We start from the raw sequence: 17,283 nt of genomic DNA, 5'->3' as shown, positions 1-17,283 counted from the left end.
GTCGCTGCGCGACGCGCCAGTCGCACCAGTGCCGGCCGTTCCCGGCGGCCGTCGCGCAGCGACGGCGTGACTGTAGGCGGGGACTTCAGTCCCCGACCGCCCGTTCCATGATGCTTCGGGGACACCATGAACATGCAATCGCCCTGGAGCATCCCCGTCGAGAGCGTGCCGGTCGGGTCCGCTGAGGTCTTGAGCCGCTCGTCGCCGGCGGCCGGCCCGGACAGTCCGATCGGCGTGGTAGCGGTGATCCGGCGGTTGTAGGTCGAGGTGCGGTCGTAGGCCCAGTCGCCGGCGGCGTTGCGCCGCGCCAGGACGATGCTCGCGCCGTGTGCGGCCAGCTCGATGTCCACCTGCTCGCGGGTCGGCTTCTTCGGATCGTAGTCGGGGAACATCATCAGGCCGTCGGTGTACTCGTGGTTGTTCCAGATCAGCCCCTCGTGGGCCGTCGTCGAGCCGAGCGGCAGCGGCAGGAACGCCACGAAGTCGGAGTTGAAGCCGAAGCGCCGCTCCTGCGAGGCCGCCGTCGGGTTCTCGATGTCGAAGGCGGGCACGTCGGCGAAGAGCGGGTCGCCCCAGCCGATCAGCACGGACGCCTTGTGGCCGTCCGCCACGCGGATCTCGTCGGTGGCGGGGTCGGTGGGGCGGATGGCGGTGAAGGTCAGGCCGCTCGGACGCTGCTGGACGGGCGCGGGGGACGGCGTCGCCGTCGTCTGGGCCTGGGCTTCGGTGGCGCGGAACGCTGGGAGCAGCGCGGCAGCCGCGCCGGCCACCAGCCCGACTTTCAGCAGGCCACGCCGGCTCACGCGGCGTTCGAGCACGCCGCGGAACGTCTCGCCCGCGCCTTTCAGCTCGCGGGAGACGAGCGAGCCGCAGTTGAAGCGGCAGCTTGTGCGGCAGACGGAGTGAGCGTCGAGCATCATCAGCTCGTGCGAAGCGCCGTTCAGGGTGTCTGACACGGTGTGATCGGTCCCCTTGCCCAGAGGGCAGATGAGCGAAAGCGGTGCGACGGGACAGGTACCAACAGGCCCGCCGAGGGGTGGTCTCTCCTCGACGGGCCTGGGCGGTTCACTGCGGCAGGCAGTCCGGCGAGGCTAATTCGCCAGCGGAGTGCCCTGGAACGTGATCGAGCGGATCTGCGCCTCGGCCCTGGCGGCGGCCTCCGCCGAGAGCGGCGCGTAGTTCAGCGGCACGGCGAGCTGCTGGCCGTCCTTGATGGCCCACAGCAGCATGTCGACGACGGCCTTGCCCTTCGCCTGGTCCGTCTGCTCCCGGTTTACCAGGATCCAGGTGAACCCGGCAATCGGGTAGGCGTCCGGGTTGGACGAGTTGGTGATCATCACCTTCATGTCGTCCGGCAGCGCGACGCCAGCAGCGGCGGCGGTGGTCGAGCCGTAGGAAGCGGTCACCCAGACGCCCGAGGCGTTCTTGACCGAGGCGACCGGGATGTTGTTCTGGACGGCGTACGCCAGCTCGACGTAGCCAATCGAGCCCTCGTTCGCCTTGACTTCGCCGGCCACGCCCGAGTTGCCCTGCCCGCCGAGGCCGTTCGGCCAGTTGACGGAGGTCGCGTTGCCGACCTGGGCCGCCCAGGCTGGGCTGATCTTGGTCAGGTAGTTGGTGAAGATGAAGGTCGTGCCGCTGCTGTCCGAACGATGGACCGAGATGATGTCCTTGTTCGGCAGGGCCACGCCCGGGTTGTCGGCGGCCAGGGCGGCATCATTCCACTTGCCGATGGTCCCCAGGAAGATGCCGGCGACGGTGTCCGGCGAGAGGTTCAGCTTGCCTTCGAGCTCCGGCACGTTGAAGGCCAGGACCACGGAGCCGGCCACCATCGGGATGTGCAGCACATCCGGCGCAGCGGCCTGTTGCTCGGCGGTCATGATGCCGTCGGTCGCGCCGAAGTCAACGGTCCTGTCGGTGATGGCCTTGATGCCGCCGCCGCTGCCGATGGGCTGATAATTGACCTGGACGCCGGTCCTGGTGGCGTACTCGTTGAACCACTTCGTGTACAACGGAGCCGGGAACGTCGCGCCAGCGCCGTTCAGCGCGACCTGGGCGCTCGCCAGATGCATCGGCCATGCGACCGAGAGCGCCAGGACGGCGAGCAGGAGCGAACGAAGGAGTTTCACGCGCAGACCCTCCAGTGCAGCCGATCCGCTATCGCCGGTGCATCAGACGTACATCGGCGGCGGTACATGGGGAAGAACTGCGAAGATCATACGAACGCGCACCGCTCCTACTCTTAAGCGAGGGTTAGACCTGATTAATCTGGCGTAAAACTTTGCGGCATCTTCCTTAACAGCGTTCAGCATTCGGTGGCACAGATCTCAGGAAGCAGTGCAGGGTCAACTAACAGCCAGACGCAGGCTGCACAGAGAGTAAGAACCAGAGTAGCCCTATTACTATTGTAACTTCGTACACCCCGGCACCAGATCAGGCTGAAACTATCAAACAGTCACAAGGCGCGCTGATCACGATTCCTGTGTCCAGATCCAGTCTCACAGCTATTCCTACAGCACGCTCAATTCATATATCTGACGGTACCATGATTATCAGTATTTCAGGGCCAGATCCACTAACAACCCAGGAGGCAGCCCTGGCGCTCACGAAAGCAAACTAGTCATACAGGCTTTCGTATGGCGTATCTGCGCAGCTACACATGCCGCGGACATGCCCTACTCGAAGGAGCCACGCGCCGGCCGTACCTGCAAGGTGAGTAGATACCGTATCGCATCGTGGTCACGTCTCGGGATACAGGCGGCGCCTGGGAGCGGTGTCAGTAGTGCGAGATGTCCAGCTCCTCGATCTGCCCCGTCACCATGTACACCACCCGTTCGCAGATGTTGGTGGCGCGGTCCGCGATCCGCTCCAGGTTGTGTGCCGCCCACAGCAGCCAGGTCGCCCGCTGGATCGTCTTCGGATCCTCGATCATGTACGTCAGCAGCTCGCGGTAGATCTGGTCGTAGAGCGAGTCTACGGCGTCATCCTCCGCGACGATGGCCCGCGCCTCGTCGATGTCCCGGCGCACCAGGGCGTCCAGGCTGCGACGCAGCATCGAGCGGCCCAGCTCCGACATCCGTGGGATGTCGATCAGCGGCTTGACGGGCGGCTGGTCACCGTGCAGCAGCACGATCTTCGCGATGCCGGCGGCGTAATCGCCGATGCGCTCCAGGTCCGTCGAGATGTGGATGACCGAGGCGATCAGGCGCAGATCGCCGGCAATCGGCTGCTGCATCGCGATCAGCCGAACGGCGTCCTCTTCCAGGCGGAAGCGCCGGGCGTTGATCGCCGAGTCGTCGGCGATGACCTGCCGCGCCAGGGTCGCGTCGAGGCGCACCAGCGCGTCGATGGACCGTTCGATGGCCTTCTCGACCATGCTGCCCAGCAGCAGGGTGTCGTCCAGCAACGTGTGCAGCTGCCGGTCGAACGTGGCCCGGGTGGGGATGGCCATGTGGTTCCTCCCGATCAGCCGAACCGGCCGGTGATGTAGTCCTCGGTGCGCTTGTCGCGCGGGTTCGTGAACAACTGGCGGGTCGGCGCGAACTCCACGAGCCGCCCGACGCGCTCCTCGCCGGCCAGCATGAAGGCCGTGTTGTCCGAGATGCGCGACGCCTGCTGCATGTTGTGGGTGACGATGGCGATGGTGTACCGCTGCTTCAGCTCGACGATCAGCTCTTCGATGCGGTAGGTCGCGATCGGGTCGAGCGCCGAGCACGGCTCGTCCATCAGGAGGACGTCCGGCTGCACGGCAATCGAGCGGGCGATGCACAGCCGCTGCTGCTGTCCGCCCGAGAGCGACGCCCCGCCAGCCTTCAGCTTGTCCTTGACCTCGTCCCAGAGGGCCGCCTGCCGCAAACTCCGCTCCACGACCTCGTCGAGGTTGACTTTCTTCGCCAGCCCGTTGAGACGCAGGCCCGAGGCCACGTTCTCGTAGATCGACATCATCGGGAACGGGTTCGGCTTCTGGAACACCATGCCGATGCGCCGGCGGACGGCCACGGCGTCGACGCCCCTGTCGTAGATGTCCTCGGCGCCGAGCAGCACCTTGCCCTCGGCGCGCGCGCCCGACACGACCTCGTGGATGCGGTTCAGGCAGCGGATCAGCGTGGACTTGCCGCAGCCGGATGGCCCGATGATCGCCGTAACCGCGCCCGGCTCGATCACCATATCGACGTTCTCGATGGCTTTGTGCGCCCCGTAGAAGGCGGACAGGCCCTCGACGCGCATGCCGATGGCGTCGCTCGCGCGGGCGCCGGCGGCGCCCGACGTTGGGTTCGCCAGAGTGGCTTCCATGTGCGTACTCGTCCCTTTCTCGGCCCCTTGCCCCTCGCCCCTCTCCCGCGTGCGGGAGAGGGGGCGCCGGAGGGGAACGCGCTGGTATGGGCTAGAAGCCGGCTCGCTTGCGCGTGGCCAGGCGCGTCGACAGGCTCAGCAGGCCGATCACCAGGATCAGCACCAGGGCGCTGCCCCAGGCCTTGGTGTGCCAGTCCGCGTACGGCGACGTGGCGTAGCTGTAGATCTGGAGCGGCAGCGCCGCCATCGGCTGCATCAGGTCGAAGTTGAAGAACTGGTTGCCGAGGGCCGTCAGCACCAGCGGCGCCGTCTCGCCGCCAGCCCGCGCGACGGCCAGGATGATCCCCGTCACGATGCCGCCCCTGGCGGTCGGGATCACCACGCAGAGGATCGTCTTGGCGCGCGAGACGCCGAGGCCGAGCGCCGCCTCGCGGTAGGTGTCGGGCACCAGCCGCAGCATCTCCTCGACGGTTCGGGTGATGATCGGGATCATGATCAGCGCCAGCGCGATGCCGCCCGCCAGCCCGTTGAAGCTGCCGAAGACGTTCCGCACGAACACCGCCCAGACGAACACGCCAACCACCACCGACGGCACGCCGGCCAGCAGGTCGATGGTGTAGCTGACCGCCGAGGCGAGCCGTCCCCGACCGTACTCGGCCAGATAGATGGCCGTCCCCACGCCAATCGGCACGCCGATCACCGCGGCCACGCCGAGCATCATCAGCGTGCCGATGATGGCCGGGGCCACGCCGCCGCCCTCCTCGCCCAGCGGCAGGGGGCGGTCGGTGAAGAAGGCCACGTTCAGGGCGGGCGCACCCTTCAGCGCAACATCCAGCAGGATCACGGCGAGGATCGCCACGCCGAGGGCAGCGCAGAGCACCACCGCGCCGAACATGGCCTGATCGAACAGCTTGCGGCGCATGGCCCCCGCGTCGGCCGCCAGCAGGCTCCGAGGATGGGCCGTCGTTAGCTGCATGGAGGCTTCCCCTTGCACGGTGTCTCGCTCCTCACGCCCGCATCGCGCCGCGGCCGGCGAACTTCCAGACGATCAGCCGTGCCAGCCCGTTGACGATGCCGCTGACCACCAGCAGCACCAGGGCGACGTAGACGATGGCGGCGAAGTAGATCTCCTTGTCGGCCTCGCGGAACTGGTTGGCGATGGCGCTGGCCATCGTGTAGCCCGGCGTGAACAGGGAGAAGTTGACGTTTCGCGAGCTGTTGCCGATGACCATCGTCACGGCCATCGTCTCGCCGAGCGCGCGGGCCAGCCCGAGCATCGCCGCCGCGACGACGCCCGAGCGGGCGTACGGCAGCACGGCCCAGGTGATCGTCTCCCACTTCGTCGCGCCCAGCCCGATCATCCCCTCACGCTGGGTGTTGGGGACGGTCATGAAGACCTCGCGGGCCACCGACATGATGGTGGGCAGGATCATGATGGCCAGGATCACCGCCGCCACCAGGATGTCGCGCCCGAGGGCCGGCCCCGCCACGAAGGTGCTGAGGACCGGGATGTTCTCGAAGACGGTCTTCAGGAACGGCTCGACGCCGCGGCGCATCACCGGCGCCAGCACGAAGAAGCCCCAGAGGCCGTAGATGATGCTCGGGATGGCGGCCAGCAGCTCGACGATGAACGAGACCGGGTTCCGCAGCCAGGCCGGGGCGTACTCGGCCAGGAAGATGGCGGCCCCCACCGCGATGGGCGTTGCGATGAGCAGGGCCAGCGCCGAGCTGAAGAGGGTGCCGTAGATATACGGCCACGCGCCGAACTCTTCCTTGACCGGGTCCCAGGTCGAGCTGGTGACGAAGCCGAGGCCGTACCGCTCAATGGACGGCCACGAGTCGATGGCCAGCAAGAGCACGAGCGCAACGAAGATGGCGATGACCAGCCCGCTGACGCCCGTGACCACCGCCCGGAACACGAGATCGGAGGGGCCGGCCGTCCCGATCCGAGACGGTAGCGGGCCTGCCGTCCGCGCCTGCGCCATGGTGAACCCCCTACCGGCCTGGGAAGGCCGGCCCGCCGCCGCTCTGGATGCTCTGGATCATCGCGTCGGCCCGCGAGACGATCTCCGGGGGCAATGGCGCGTAGCCGAGGTCGCTGTTGAGCTTCTGGCCGTCGGAGATGGCCCAGGTGAGCAGGCGCGTCAGCGCGACGGCCTTGCCCTTCTCGGGGATGCTCTTGTGGGCCAGGATCCAGGTGAAGCCAGAGATCGGGTACGCCTTCGCGCCCGGGGCGTTCACAATGGAGGCGCGGAGGTCGGCCGGGATGCTGCTGCCCAGGCCGGCCGCCGCGGCCGTGGTGCTCTCGATGCTCGGGGCGACGAACTGGCCGTCCCTGTTCTTGACGAGACCCGGCGTCAGCTTCTGCTGGATCGCGTAGATCAGCTCGACGTAGCCGATGGCGTACGGGTTCTGCTTGACCTCGTTGGTCACGCCCGGGTTGCCCTGGCCGCCGAGGCCGGTCGGCCAGTTCACGGCCGTCGCCGCACCGACCTTGCTCTTCCAGGCCGCGCTGACGTTGGAGAGGTAGTCGGTGAAGATGAACGAGGTGCCACTGCCGTCCGAGCGGTGGATGACAACGATGTCCTTGCTCGGCAGGGCCAGATCGGGGTTGTCGGCCTTGATCCTGGCATCGTCCCACTTGACGATCTCGCCGAGGTAGATGCCGGCCAGGGTCTCGCCGCTGAAGCGGACCGGCTTCTCGCCGATCTCGGGAAGGTTGGCGATCGGCACGACGGCCCCGAGGGCCATCGGGATGTGCAGGATCTCGCCGCCCTTTGCCGCCTTGAGCTGCTCGTCGGTCATCGGGCCGTCGGTCGCCCCGAAGTCGGCGGTCTGGTCCGAGATCGCCTTGATGCCGCCGCCGCTGCCGATGGCCTGGTAGTTGACCTCGACGCCGGTCAGCGTCTTGTAGTCGTTGAACCACTTCGAGTAGAGCGGGGCGGGGAAGGTCGCGCCGGCCCCGGTCACCTGCTTCGCTTCGCCCTCAAACGGTCCCTTGATCGTGCCAGGCGCCGGCCCGCCGCTGGCGGCCACCACGGGCGATGCAGCAGCGGCGGCCGGGGATGCAGCGGCAGCGGCCGGGGATGCAGCAGCGGCGGCCGGGGATGCAGCGGCAGCGGCCGGGCTGCTCGCCGGCTTCGCGGCCTCCGCCGCCGGCTTCGCAGCCTCGGCGGCGGGCTTGCTTTCGGTCTTGGTGGCGGCGCCGGGATTGGTGCCCGGGCCACAGGCACTCGCCAGCACACCCAGCCCGGCGAGCATCATCGTGACGGCGCGCCGTCGGCTCACCGGTGTACGTCGGATCATCCTTGAGGCCCCCTTGATGCCTTCTGGTTCCACCTGAAGGCTAGGGGAGGCACGTAAACCGGAGTTTAACTAGCGGTGCTTGCCTGTTAACGCTCGGTAAATTGTCCGCCCCGAGATCGGCGTCACACCGGACAGCGCCCGAACGACCACCGGGCGCGAAGACGTATCGGGCTCCGGACGGCCAGGTTCAGCGAACGGTGGAGGCTGCCTCTCGCAGAACGACCGGCTTCGTGCTATCGTATCAACCATGATCGAACTATCGGTGCTCGGGGCCAACGGCAGCGCGGCCCGACTTGACGTGACGGAGTCGGCGGCGCGGCTGCTGAAGCTGCTGGCCGACCCAACCCGGCGGCGCGTCTTCCTCAAGCTGACCGAGGGCGAGATCTGCAACTGCGAACTGGCCGATGGGCTGGGGCTGGCGCAGAACCTCGTGTCGCACCACATCCGGCAACTGCGGGAGGCCGGCTTCGTGCGGGAGCGGCGCGACGCCAACGACGCCCGCTGGATCTACTATTGGCTCGACAAGGATGCCCTCGGGGAGGCGTGGCGGTCGCTCGACGCGTCGATCAACCCTGCCCACATCGGCCAGCGCACACCGGTCTGCCCACCACCGGAGGCCAACGCCTGATGCCCCTGGACCACTCATACTGCCCAATACATCAACGTTCATCGCACTATCTGGTGGAGGCCGACAGCGATGCGTGACGCCGTATCTGTCGCTGATCCGGCCGCATCTGCCCGGGTGGTGGCTGCGCCGGAGGTCCGAGCGGTTGTCGGGCAACTGTCGTTCATCGACCGCTACCTGCCGCTCTGGATCTTCCTGGCGATGGCGCTCGGGCTGGGGCTCGGCGCGACGGCGCCGGACCTGCCCCGGATGCTCGACGCGATCAGGGTGGCCGATGTCTCGCTGCCGATCGCACTCGGGCTGCTCTGGATGATGTACCCGGTCCTGGCCCGTGTGAAGTACGAGGAGCTGTCACACGTCGGGCGGGCCTGGAAGCTGTTCGCGGCCTCGCTCGGGCTGAACTGGATCATCGGGCCGGTCCTGATGTTCGCGCTGGCGTGGCTGCTGCTGCCGGATCTGCCCGAGTACCGGACCGGCCTGATCCTGGTCGGCATCGCGCGGTGCATCGCGATGGTGCTGATCTGGAACCACCTGGCCGGCGGCGATGCAGAGGATGCCGCCGTGCTGGTGGCCCTCAACAGTGTGTTCCAGATCCTGGCCTACTCGTTCTACGCCTACCTCTTCCTGGCCGTCTTCCCGGTCTGGTTCGGACTGGGGGCCGGCCAGCAGGTGGATATCGCGTTCTGGGACATCGCCAGGAGCGTGCTGATCTTCCTGGGCGTCCCGCTGGCGGCCGGCGCGATCACCCGCCTGGTCGGCGTCCGCGTACGTGGCCGGGAGTGGTACGACGGCGTGGCGATGCCGGCCATCGCACCGACGGCCCTGCTGGCGCTGCTGTTCACCATCGTCGTGATGTTCAGCCTCAAGGGCGACGTGATCCTGGCGCTGCCACTCGACGTGGCGCGGATCGCCCTGCCGCTGGTGATCTACTTCGGCGTGATCTTCGGGGCGGCGTTCTGGTGGGGGCGCCGCTCGGGGTTCTCCTACCCCGAGACGGCGACGCTCTCGTTCACGGCGGCCGGCAACAACTTCGAGCTGGCCATCGCCGTCGCCATCGGGACGTTCGGGATCGCCAGCGGGCAGGCGCTGGCGGCAGTGGTCGGCCCGCTGATCGAGGTGCCGGCCCTGGTGGCGCTGGTGTACGTCTCGCTCTGGCTGGCGCGCCGGCTGACGTTCGCACGGTAGCCAGACTCTGGAGGCTCAGGCTGTGGGAACGGACCAGATAAGCAAGCAGCGGGTGCTCTTTCTCTGCACCCACGACGAACGACGTCTCATCAGAACGTAACGCCGAGCGATCGGCATGCATCAGCCCACCCCAGTGCTGGGATGACAGGAGGACACCATGGCCGTCGAACCGTCCGCCGAATCGATCCGCGAGACCGTTCGCACCAAGTACGCGGCGCGCGCCCTGACCGTGACCCAAGGAGGCTCCTCCTGCTGCAGTGGCAGCGGCGATCCGATCACCTCGAACCTGTACGGAGCTGACGAGACCGGCCTGCTGCCAGAGGACGCCGTCAAGGCGTCGCTCGGCTGCGGCAACCCGACCGCCCTGGCCGAGTTGTCGCCCGGCGAGACCGTCCTCGACCTGGGCAGCGGCGGCGGCATCGACGTGCTGCTCTCGGCGCGGAGAGTCGGGCCGACGGGCTTCGCCTACGGCCTCGACATGACCGACGAGATGCTGGCGCTGGCGCGCAAGAACGCTGATGAGCAGGGCGCTGCCAACGTCGAGTTCCTGAAGGGGCACATCGAGGAGATCCCGCTGCCGGACAACCGGGTCGACGTGATCATCTCGAACTGCGTCATCAACCTCTCGGCGGACAAGGGGCGCGTGCTGCGCGAGGCGTTCCGGGTGCTGAAGTCGGGCGGCCGGCTGGCCGTCTCGGATGTCGTCACGCAGGGTGACCTGCCGGCCGATCTGCGCGCCGACATGGTGGCGTGGGTCGGGTGTGTGGCGGGCGCGCTCGAGGAGGGCGAGTATCGCCGCCTGCTGGCCGAGGCCGGCTTCGACGGTATCGACATCGAGATCACCCGCGTCTACGACGCCCACAAGCTGTCCGAATCGGCCGGCCAGACCTGGAGCGCCGACGCCTACGCCCGCTTCGAGGCCTCTGGTGGGCGCGTCGCCAGTGGGTTCATCCGCGCACGCAAGCCCTGAGCCCATCCCTGGGAGTCCATCGCGGGCAGCGATGCGCTGGCCGGCGTTCGACGCTGGTACTGCGCTCATGGTGAATACGAGGGGCGTCATCCCGACCGAAGCGGAGGGATCTTCTCCGGCCACACACCAGGTCCACCGGGGAAGATCCCTCGACTTCGCTCCTTCGTCGCTTCGCTCGGGATGACGGATACGCCCATCAGCTTCATCGTGGTCGTGTACTAGCCGGCGGCGTTGTCCGCGTCGAAGCGCGGGCTGAGGGTCGGGTCTTCGAGGAGCACCGAGCAGGGTGCCGCGGCCAGCACCGTCTGGACCGTCTCGCTCATCAGCGCCGACTCGCCCAGCTCGTAGTCGGCGTACTCGTCGATGCTCATGCAGATCAGCACCGCGCCGCTGCGCCGAGCCTCGTCGACGATCGCCCCTGCCAGATCGCGCGCGTAGTTCAGCTTGAAGACCCCGACGACGCCCTCCTCGCGGCAGATCGACTGCGCGCGGGTCAGCGCCGTCATCGCCGTGCGGTCGAGGTCCGGGTTGCCCCAGGCGTTCTCGTCTGGCGGGAGCTTCGCCATGCACAGCACGGCGATGGACTCGCCGTCGCGGCGGGCCGTGCGGCAGGCCCGCCGCAGGACGCGTGTCGCCCCCCAGGAGTCATCGAAGGGGACCAGCAGCTCGCGTGCCCCGGTCGTGCGCCTGTCGGAGGGGCCAACCGCGTTACGCATCGTCAGTCACCGTGCGCGAGCTGCTCTCGGCAAGCCGGAGCAGCGCTTCGAGTGGAAACGGCTTCGGAAGGTACCCCACCGGCCGAAACTCGGCGAGGCGGCGCGGGCTGACCGGGACGGCCGTCAGCATCAAGACGCGGACATCCTCGCCAAGCTCGGACTCGCGGAGGACGTCCCAGCCCGTCCGATCCGGCAGGTTCACGTCGAGGATCAGCAGGTCTGGCTGCGCGTCAGAGATGGCGGCGATGGCGGACGTTGCGTCGGGCGCCTGCCGCACCTGATGACCCCGTGCCACCAGATTGCTCGTGATGATCCGTCGAAGCTGCTCGTCGTCTTCGACGACCAGGACGTGCGACTTCATCGGAGTGGCCATGGCAGGCATCCTTCCTCGGGACTGGTCAGGCGGCGGGCTGGAGAGGTCCGACCTCAGACACCCGCACCTTCAGTGTGGCGCAGCGCAGCTAAGGATCGGACGGAGGAGGCTGGGTGCCGGTCTACCCTTCCTCTAAGGAAATCAGACGGCGCGCCAGCCGCATCAGCTGGGAACTTCTGACGGCGACGGGGCGATCAAGGCCGGGCGCTCGGGCTCAGCATCATCGCTCGGGGCAGGGGCGATCTCGTTGTGGTACGGCACGCTCACCACGACGTAGCCCGGCTTGAACAGCAGCGCCAGCTTCAGGAACTGGGCAGACTGCCCGTGCAGGATGTGCTGCCACCACGCTCGGGGGATGTACTCCGGCAGCACCACGGTGACGATGTCGGCCTGCTCGATGCGCTTCAGCTCGGCGAGGTAGTGCAGGAGCGGCCGCGCGAGGCTGCGGTACGGCGACTCGACAATCGCGAGCGGGACGCCCGGCGCCCACCCCTGCCAGCTCTCCTCGATCTCGTCAGCCCTGGCGGCATCCGATGCGATGTGGACCGCCGTCACCTCGGCGGTGAGCGATTGCGCGTAGCGGAGGGCCTGCAACGTCGGGCGGTTCAGCCGCGCAATCGGCACCACCAGCACGTTCTTCAGCGTCTGCTCGACGGGCGGCCCATCAAGCTTGACCATCCGGTCCGCCTCGGCGTAGTGGGCGTGCACCAGCCGGAACATCCAGATGAAGGCCGGCACGATCACCAGCACCAGCCAGGAGCCCCAGCCAATCGGCGTACCGGGGACGATCGGGTGGTCGGCGTCCATGAAGTTGGTGCCAGCGGCGATCAGCGCCACCAGCCCCGTGACCACCGCGCCAACGCCGTTCACCACGGTCTTGAGCGGCCAGTGCGAGCCGCGCTCGCGAAGCCAGTGCCGGACCATCCCAGTCTGGGAGAAGGTGAAGGCGGCAAAGACGCTCAAGGCGTACAGCGGCAGCAGCGCGCCCGTGGACCCGCTGAACACGACGATCAGCAGGGCGCTCAGGATGCCCAGGAGCATGATGCCGTTCGAGAAGGCGAGCCGCTCGCCACGGAAGGCCAGCTGATGCGGCGCGTAATGATCCTGGGCCAGCAGCGAGGCCAGCCGGGGGAAGTCGGCGTAGGCCGTATTCGCGGCCAGCACCAGGATCAACACCGCTGAGCCCTGAACGAGGTAGTAGAGCGGCCCCTCGCCGAAGACGGCGCGCCCCAGCAGCGAGACAACCGTCTGCTCGTGCGTGGGCACGACGCCGCTCCCAACGATCAGGACGGAGAGGCCGAGGAACATCACGCCGAGGATGGCGGCCATGGTGACCAGCGTGATGGCGGCGTTGCGCGGCTCGGGCCGCACGAAGGCGGGGATGCCGTTGGAGATCGCCTCGGTGCCGGTCATGACCGCCGAGCCGACGGCGAAGGCGCGCAGCAGCAGGAAGAAGCTGAACGCCTCGACGACCGGCGGGGCTTCGGTGTGCTCCACCTGGAGCTGTCCCGTGAACAGGTAGAACAGGCCGCCGGCGATCAGCGCGTACATCGCCACCAGGAACACGTAGGTGGGGACGGCGAAGATGTTGCCCGATTCGCGGATGCCGCGCAGGTTCGCCAGGGTGATCAGACTGATGGCACAGACCCCGAGCCAGACGCGGAACGGCTCCAGCATCGTCGCGGCGGCAATAAGCTGATCGACGGCGGACGCAATCGACACCGAGACGGTCAGGATGTACCCCACCGCCAGGGCTGCCGCGGCCGTGAGGCCCGGCAGCTCGCCCAGGTTGTCCTTGGCGACGATGTAGCTGCCGCCGCCTGAGGGGTAGGTGTAGATCGTCTGGCGGTAGCTGGTGACGACGATGGCCAGCAGCAGCACCACGGCGATGGCGATGGGCAGCGACCACCAGGCGGCCAGCGCGCCAGCGCCCAGCAGGACCAGCAACGTCTCTTGCGGGGCGTACGCCACCGACGACAGCGCGTCCGACGAGAAGACGGCCAGGGCCTTGCGCTTCGTCAGCCGCTCGTGGACTTCCAGCTCGCTGTGGATCGGCTGGCCGATGAGCAGGCGGCGTAGCTTGCCCCAGCGGCCGGTCGGTCGCTCGATATCGAGTGTGGCCTCAAGATGGCCGTCGCCATCACGGCGAAACCCCTTGAAGGGGCGCGCCACGCGATACACCGGGTTGCCAGCGCGGCCAGATCGAACTTTCTGGAGGGTATAGCGTTGATGAGGCAGGCGCGGGCCGGTCAGCACGCGTGGCGTGCGTTTGCCCTCGCGAGGAGTGTCGGGCTGATCGTCATGCATACCATGTCACCGAGCGTGTCTTCCGCGCCCGGCGCGATCGCGAGTCCGGCACGGGCGAGCGTTGCGATCCTACCTCTAGAGTGTCGGCTGCCCGAGCGCGTGCCCCGCTAAGGATCTGCGAGCAAGCCCTAAAGATCCCCTAAGGGTCTCCGGCAACTCGGCGGCCCTGGCCTGGCTGGCCTGCCGGCCCCAAACGGCATCCGGGCTAGAATCGCCCGTGCAGGTGCACCAGGAGGTACGCGGGATGGCGCTCGTCAGGCTGGAGATTCGCAGGCGCGGGACGTACGACGATGGGACGCTCTTTGGCGAGGTCGGGACGTACGAGCAGATCGACGGCATCGCCCACTTCGCCGTCGATCCCGAGCACCCGGCCAACACGCCGATTGTCGATCTGGAACATGCCGCCCGCGACGCCGCCGGCCGCGTGACCTTCCTGGCCGACTTCTGTATCCTCCAGCCGTCAGACCCGGACCGTGGCCGTCGCGCCCTCCTCTTCGACGTGGCGAACCGAGGGCTGAAGGTGGTGCCGCGTACGCTCAACCGTGCCCCGGCCACCGCCGTGCCCGTCGAGCCGATCCCCGCCGGCGACGGCTTCCTGATGCGCCACGGCTGGACCGTCGGTTGGGTGGGCTGGCAGTGGGACGTCTTCCGCGGCAACACGCTGATGGGCGTCGAAGCGCCGCAGGCCCTCGGGCCAGACGGCGACCCGATTGTCGGGACCGTCTCCGTTGAGTTCCAGCCGAACGCGCTCGAAGCCAGCAAGCTGCTGGCCGACCGCACCCACCGGCCCTTCCCGGCCGTCAACCTGGACGACCCGACGGCCAGCCTGACCGTCCGCGCGTGGCAGGGTGGCGAGCGAACCATCATCCCGCGCAGCCAGTGGCGGTTCGGGCGGGTCGAGGGCGGCACGCTGATCCCAGACGCCGCCCACATCAGCGTGGACGGCGGCTTCGAGCCGGGCAAGTTCTACGAGGTGATCTACCAGACGAACAACTGCCCGGTGGCCGGGGTCGGGCTGCTGGCCATGCGCGATTTCGCCTCGTTCCTGCGGTTCGCGGATGCCGGAGCTGGGAACCTCTGCGCTGGCCGGCTGGATCGCGCCCACAGCTACGGCGTCTCCCAGAGCGGGCGCTTCCTGCGGCTCTACCTCTCGCTCGGGCTGAACCTGGACGAGGCCGGGCGAACCGTCTTCGACGGCATCATCCCGCAGGTGGCCGGCGGGCGGCGCGGCCAGTTCAACCAGCGCTTCGCCCAGCCCTCCGATCAGTCGATGGTCAGCTTCGGCCACCTGATGCCGTTCGCCGACGATCCCCAGACCGACCCGCTGACCGGCGAGCGTGGCGGCCTGTTCGACCGCCTGCGCGAGATCGGCGGCCTGCCGAAGGTGGCCACTATCAACACCTCGGCCGAGTACTGGCGCGGCGACGCCTCGCTCTGCCACACCGATCTCGCGGACGCCCGGGATGTCGAGCCGCCGGCCGGCGCGCGCTACTACCATTTTGGCGGGACGCAGCACGGCCTGGGCGTCGTGCCGCTGGTCTACGAGAGCGGCACCGAGGGCGCACGCGGCGCGAACCCGCTCAACGCGGTGGACTACTCGCCGTTGACGCGCGCCGTCCTCATGAACCTGGACGCCTGGGTAGCCGAGGGCGTCGAGCCGCCGGCCAGCGTCTTCCCACGCCTCGCGGACGGCACGGCCACCACCCCCGAGGACGCGCTGGCCCAGTTCCACGCCATTCCAGGGGCAGTGGTGGTCGATCCCGAGCGGCGGCTGATGGTCTGGCGGACCGATCTCGGTCCAGACGCGGCCCAGGGGATCATGCAGGCGCCGGCCACGCTCGGCGAGCGCTACCAGAACTACGTCTCCGCGCTCGACGCCGACCGCAACGAGGTGGCTGGCATCCGGATGCCAGACGTGAGCGTGCCCGTCGCCACCTACACCGGCTGGAACCCGCGCGCGCCCGAGACCGGCGGTGTCGGGCAGCAGAACCTGATGCAGGGCTCGACCTTCCCGTTCCCGGCCACCCGCGCCGAGCGCGAGCGGACCGGCGATCCGCGCCCCTCCATCGAGGAGCGCTACGCCAGCCGCGCCGAGTATCTTGCGAAGGTCCGCGCCGCCGCCGAAGAGATGGTCCGCCAGCGCTACCTGCTGGCGGACGATGTCGAGACGGCGCTGACGCTGGCCGGCCGCCGCTACGACGCCTTCGCCGCGAAGCCGTAGCCCAGCGCGTACAATCGCCGGGCAACGTGCCCGCACGACGATGCCGTCTGGAGGATGACGATGGAGTACCGCTCACTCGGGAAGAACGGCCCGCAAGTCTCGCTGCTCGGCTTCGGCTGCGGCGCGATTGGCGGCCTGCTGGTCAAAGGCGATCCGTCCGAGCAGCGACGGACCGTCGCGCGGGCGCTCGAGGCCGGCATCACCTACTTCGACACCGCGCCAGCGTACGGCAACGGCCGCTCGGAGGAGACCATCGGGCCGCTGCTGCGCGAGCTGAAGGCCAACGTGGTGGTCGGGACCAAGTTCCGCCTCGAACCGGAGCAGCTGCCGAACGCCGCTGCCGCCATCCGCGAGCAGCTCGAAGCGAGCCTGAAGCGGCTCGGGCGGGACAGCGTCGACCTCTTCAACCTCCACAACCGGGTCGGCGTGGACATCTCGGGCAACCAGGGCGCACTGTCCGCCGAGGAGGTGCTTGGCCCCGTGGCCGAGGGGCTGGCAAAGGTCCGCGAGGCCGGCCTGACCCGCCTGATCGGCATCACCGGCCTGGGCGATACCGCGTCGCTGCACAAGGTGATCGGCTCGGGCCTGTTCGACAGCGTCCAGACCTACGTCAACGCCATCAACCCCTCGGCCGGCTGGAAGGTGACGGGCGGCAGCTCGCACAACTTCGAGCAGTTGCTCGACAAGATGGCCGAGGTGGGCGCGGGCGGCGTCGGCATCCGCATCCTGGCGGCCGGCGCGCTGGCGGGCACGCCCCTGGCGGGCCGGCACCAGAACGCCGGGGATCCCGGGCGCGGCCTGACGGCCGGCGGCGAGTACGACGACGACCTGGCGCGGGCGCGCAAGCTCGATGCCCTGGCCGCCGAGCTTGGCCTGGAGAGCGCCGCCGAGCTGAGCTACCGGCTGGTCATCGGGCACCCGGGGCTGGCGACGGCGCTGGTGGGCGCGTCCGAGTACTCGCAGCTCGAAGACGCGATTCGCTGGGTCGAGCGCGGGCCGCTCGGCGCGGACGTCGCCGCCCGCGTAACCGCGTTGGCTGGGTCGTAACGGAGAGGCCCTCACCCCCCGGCCTGGGAAGGCCCTCACCCCCCGGCCCCCTCTCCCTGTGCGCGGGAGAGGGGAGAAACGAAACTCTCGTGCGTCTCCCCCTCTCCCGCGCACTCAGTACCCGACAGTTTTCCTGGTCAGGTGAAAGGGAGGGAGAGGTGAGGGGAGAGGGGAACGAAGTGGAGGCGTGCGCGGTCGAGCCAGCGGAGGCCGAGTGAGAAGAGGCTGAGCGTCCGTCGG

General features: G+C 68.5%; 15 protein-coding genes. 5 read left to right on the top strand and 10 right to left on the bottom strand.

Annotated elements, in window-relative coordinates; translation table 11 throughout:
* The 7 genes from IT306_23465 to pstS (IT306_23435) form a co-directional block, all read right to left on the bottom strand.
* Nucleotides 1–956: DUF839 domain-containing protein (locus IT306_23465; protein ID MCC7371397.1), on the bottom strand; the 956-nt coding region annotated here is incomplete at its 3' end.
* Nucleotides 957–1,091: 135 nt separating this feature from the next.
* Nucleotides 1,092–2,072 (bottom strand): phosphate ABC transporter substrate-binding protein PstS, encoded by a 981-nt coding sequence (pstS, locus tag IT306_23460; GenBank protein MCC7371396.1) that lies wholly within the window; start codon nt 2,070–2,072, stop codon nt 1,092–1,094.
* A gap of 704 nt (nt 2,073–2,776) precedes the next feature.
* Nucleotides 2,777–3,451 (bottom strand): phosphate signaling complex protein PhoU, encoded by a 675-nt coding sequence (phoU, locus tag IT306_23455; GenBank protein MCC7371395.1) that lies wholly within the window; start codon nt 3,449–3,451, stop codon nt 2,777–2,779.
* A gap of 14 nt (nt 3,452–3,465) precedes the next feature.
* Nucleotides 3,466–4,227 (bottom strand): phosphate ABC transporter ATP-binding protein, encoded by a 762-nt coding sequence (gene pstB / locus IT306_23450; GenBank protein ID MCC7371394.1) that lies wholly within the window; start codon nt 4,225–4,227, stop codon nt 3,466–3,468.
* Between the two features lie 157 nt (nt 4,228–4,384).
* Nucleotides 4,385–5,215 carry a phosphate ABC transporter permease PstA gene (pstA, locus tag IT306_23445; GenBank protein MCC7371393.1) on the bottom strand — a complete coding sequence of 277 codons (831 nt, stop codon included), beginning with the start codon at nt 5,213–5,215 and terminating at the stop codon, nt 4,385–4,387.
* Between the two features lie 85 nt (nt 5,216–5,300).
* Complete coding sequence (gene pstC / locus IT306_23440) at nt 5,301–6,278, bottom strand: phosphate ABC transporter permease subunit PstC (protein MCC7371392.1); 978 nt, start codon at nt 6,276–6,278, stop codon at nt 5,301–5,303.
* 10 nt (nt 6,279–6,288) lie between these two features.
* A complete protein-coding gene (gene pstS / locus IT306_23435; GenBank protein ID MCC7371391.1) occupies nt 6,289–7,599 on the bottom strand; it encodes a phosphate ABC transporter substrate-binding protein PstS in 1,311 nt (436 codons plus the stop codon).
* 247 nt (nt 7,600–7,846) lie between these two features.
* Here pstS (IT306_23435) and IT306_23430 point away from each other — a divergent pair, with 247 nt between their 5' ends.
* From IT306_23430 to IT306_23420, 3 genes are all read left to right on the top strand, one after another.
* A complete protein-coding gene (locus tag IT306_23430) occupies nt 7,847–8,227 on the top strand; it encodes a winged helix-turn-helix transcriptional regulator (protein MCC7371390.1) in 381 nt (126 codons plus the stop codon).
* 69 nt (nt 8,228–8,296) lie between these two features.
* On the top strand, nt 8,297–9,409 hold the full coding sequence (gene arsB / locus IT306_23425; GenBank protein MCC7371389.1) for an ACR3 family arsenite efflux transporter: 1,113 nt from the start codon (nt 8,297–8,299) through the stop codon (nt 9,407–9,409).
* A 157-nt stretch (nt 9,410–9,566) separates the two neighbouring features.
* On the top strand, nt 9,567–10,379 hold the full coding sequence (locus IT306_23420; GenBank protein MCC7371388.1) for an arsenite methyltransferase: 813 nt from the start codon (nt 9,567–9,569) through the stop codon (nt 10,377–10,379).
* A 218-nt stretch (nt 10,380–10,597) separates the two neighbouring features.
* Here IT306_23420 and IT306_23415 read toward each other — a convergent pair whose 3' ends face one another.
* The 3 genes from IT306_23415 to IT306_23405 form a co-directional block, all read right to left on the bottom strand.
* Nucleotides 10,598–11,095 (bottom strand): universal stress protein, encoded by a 498-nt coding sequence (locus IT306_23415; protein MCC7371387.1) that lies wholly within the window; start codon nt 11,093–11,095, stop codon nt 10,598–10,600.
* Nucleotides 11,088–11,456, bottom strand: coding sequence for a response regulator (locus tag IT306_23410; protein ID MCC7371386.1), 369 nt, complete (start codon nt 11,454–11,456; stop codon nt 11,088–11,090). Before IT306_23410 ends, IT306_23415 begins: the two co-directional genes overlap by 8 nt.
* A 174-nt stretch (nt 11,457–11,630) precedes the next feature.
* Nucleotides 11,631–13,775, bottom strand: a complete 2,145-nt coding sequence (locus IT306_23405; protein MCC7371385.1) for an APC family permease — start codon at nt 13,773–13,775, stop codon at nt 11,631–11,633.
* A 244-nt stretch (nt 13,776–14,019) separates the two neighbouring features.
* Here IT306_23405 and IT306_23400 point away from each other — a divergent pair, with 244 nt between their 5' ends.
* The gene (locus tag IT306_23400) at nt 14,020–15,996 is read left to right on the top strand and encodes a hypothetical protein (protein MCC7371384.1); all 1,977 of its coding nucleotides are present in this window, start codon (nt 14,020–14,022) and stop codon (nt 15,994–15,996) included.
* A gap of 60 nt (nt 15,997–16,056) precedes the next feature.
* Nucleotides 16,057–17,043: an aldo/keto reductase gene (locus IT306_23395; protein MCC7371383.1), complete on the top strand. Its 987-nt coding sequence runs from the start codon at nt 16,057–16,059 to the stop codon at nt 17,041–17,043.
* Nucleotides 17,044–17,283 lie beyond the last annotated feature (240 nt).

The organism is Chloroflexota bacterium, assembly GCA_020850535.1.
In the GTDB taxonomy this organism is placed as follows: domain Bacteria; phylum Chloroflexota; class UBA6077; order UBA6077; family JACCZL01; genus JADZEM01.
This window is presented reverse-complemented; position numbering and strand designations above follow the sequence as displayed.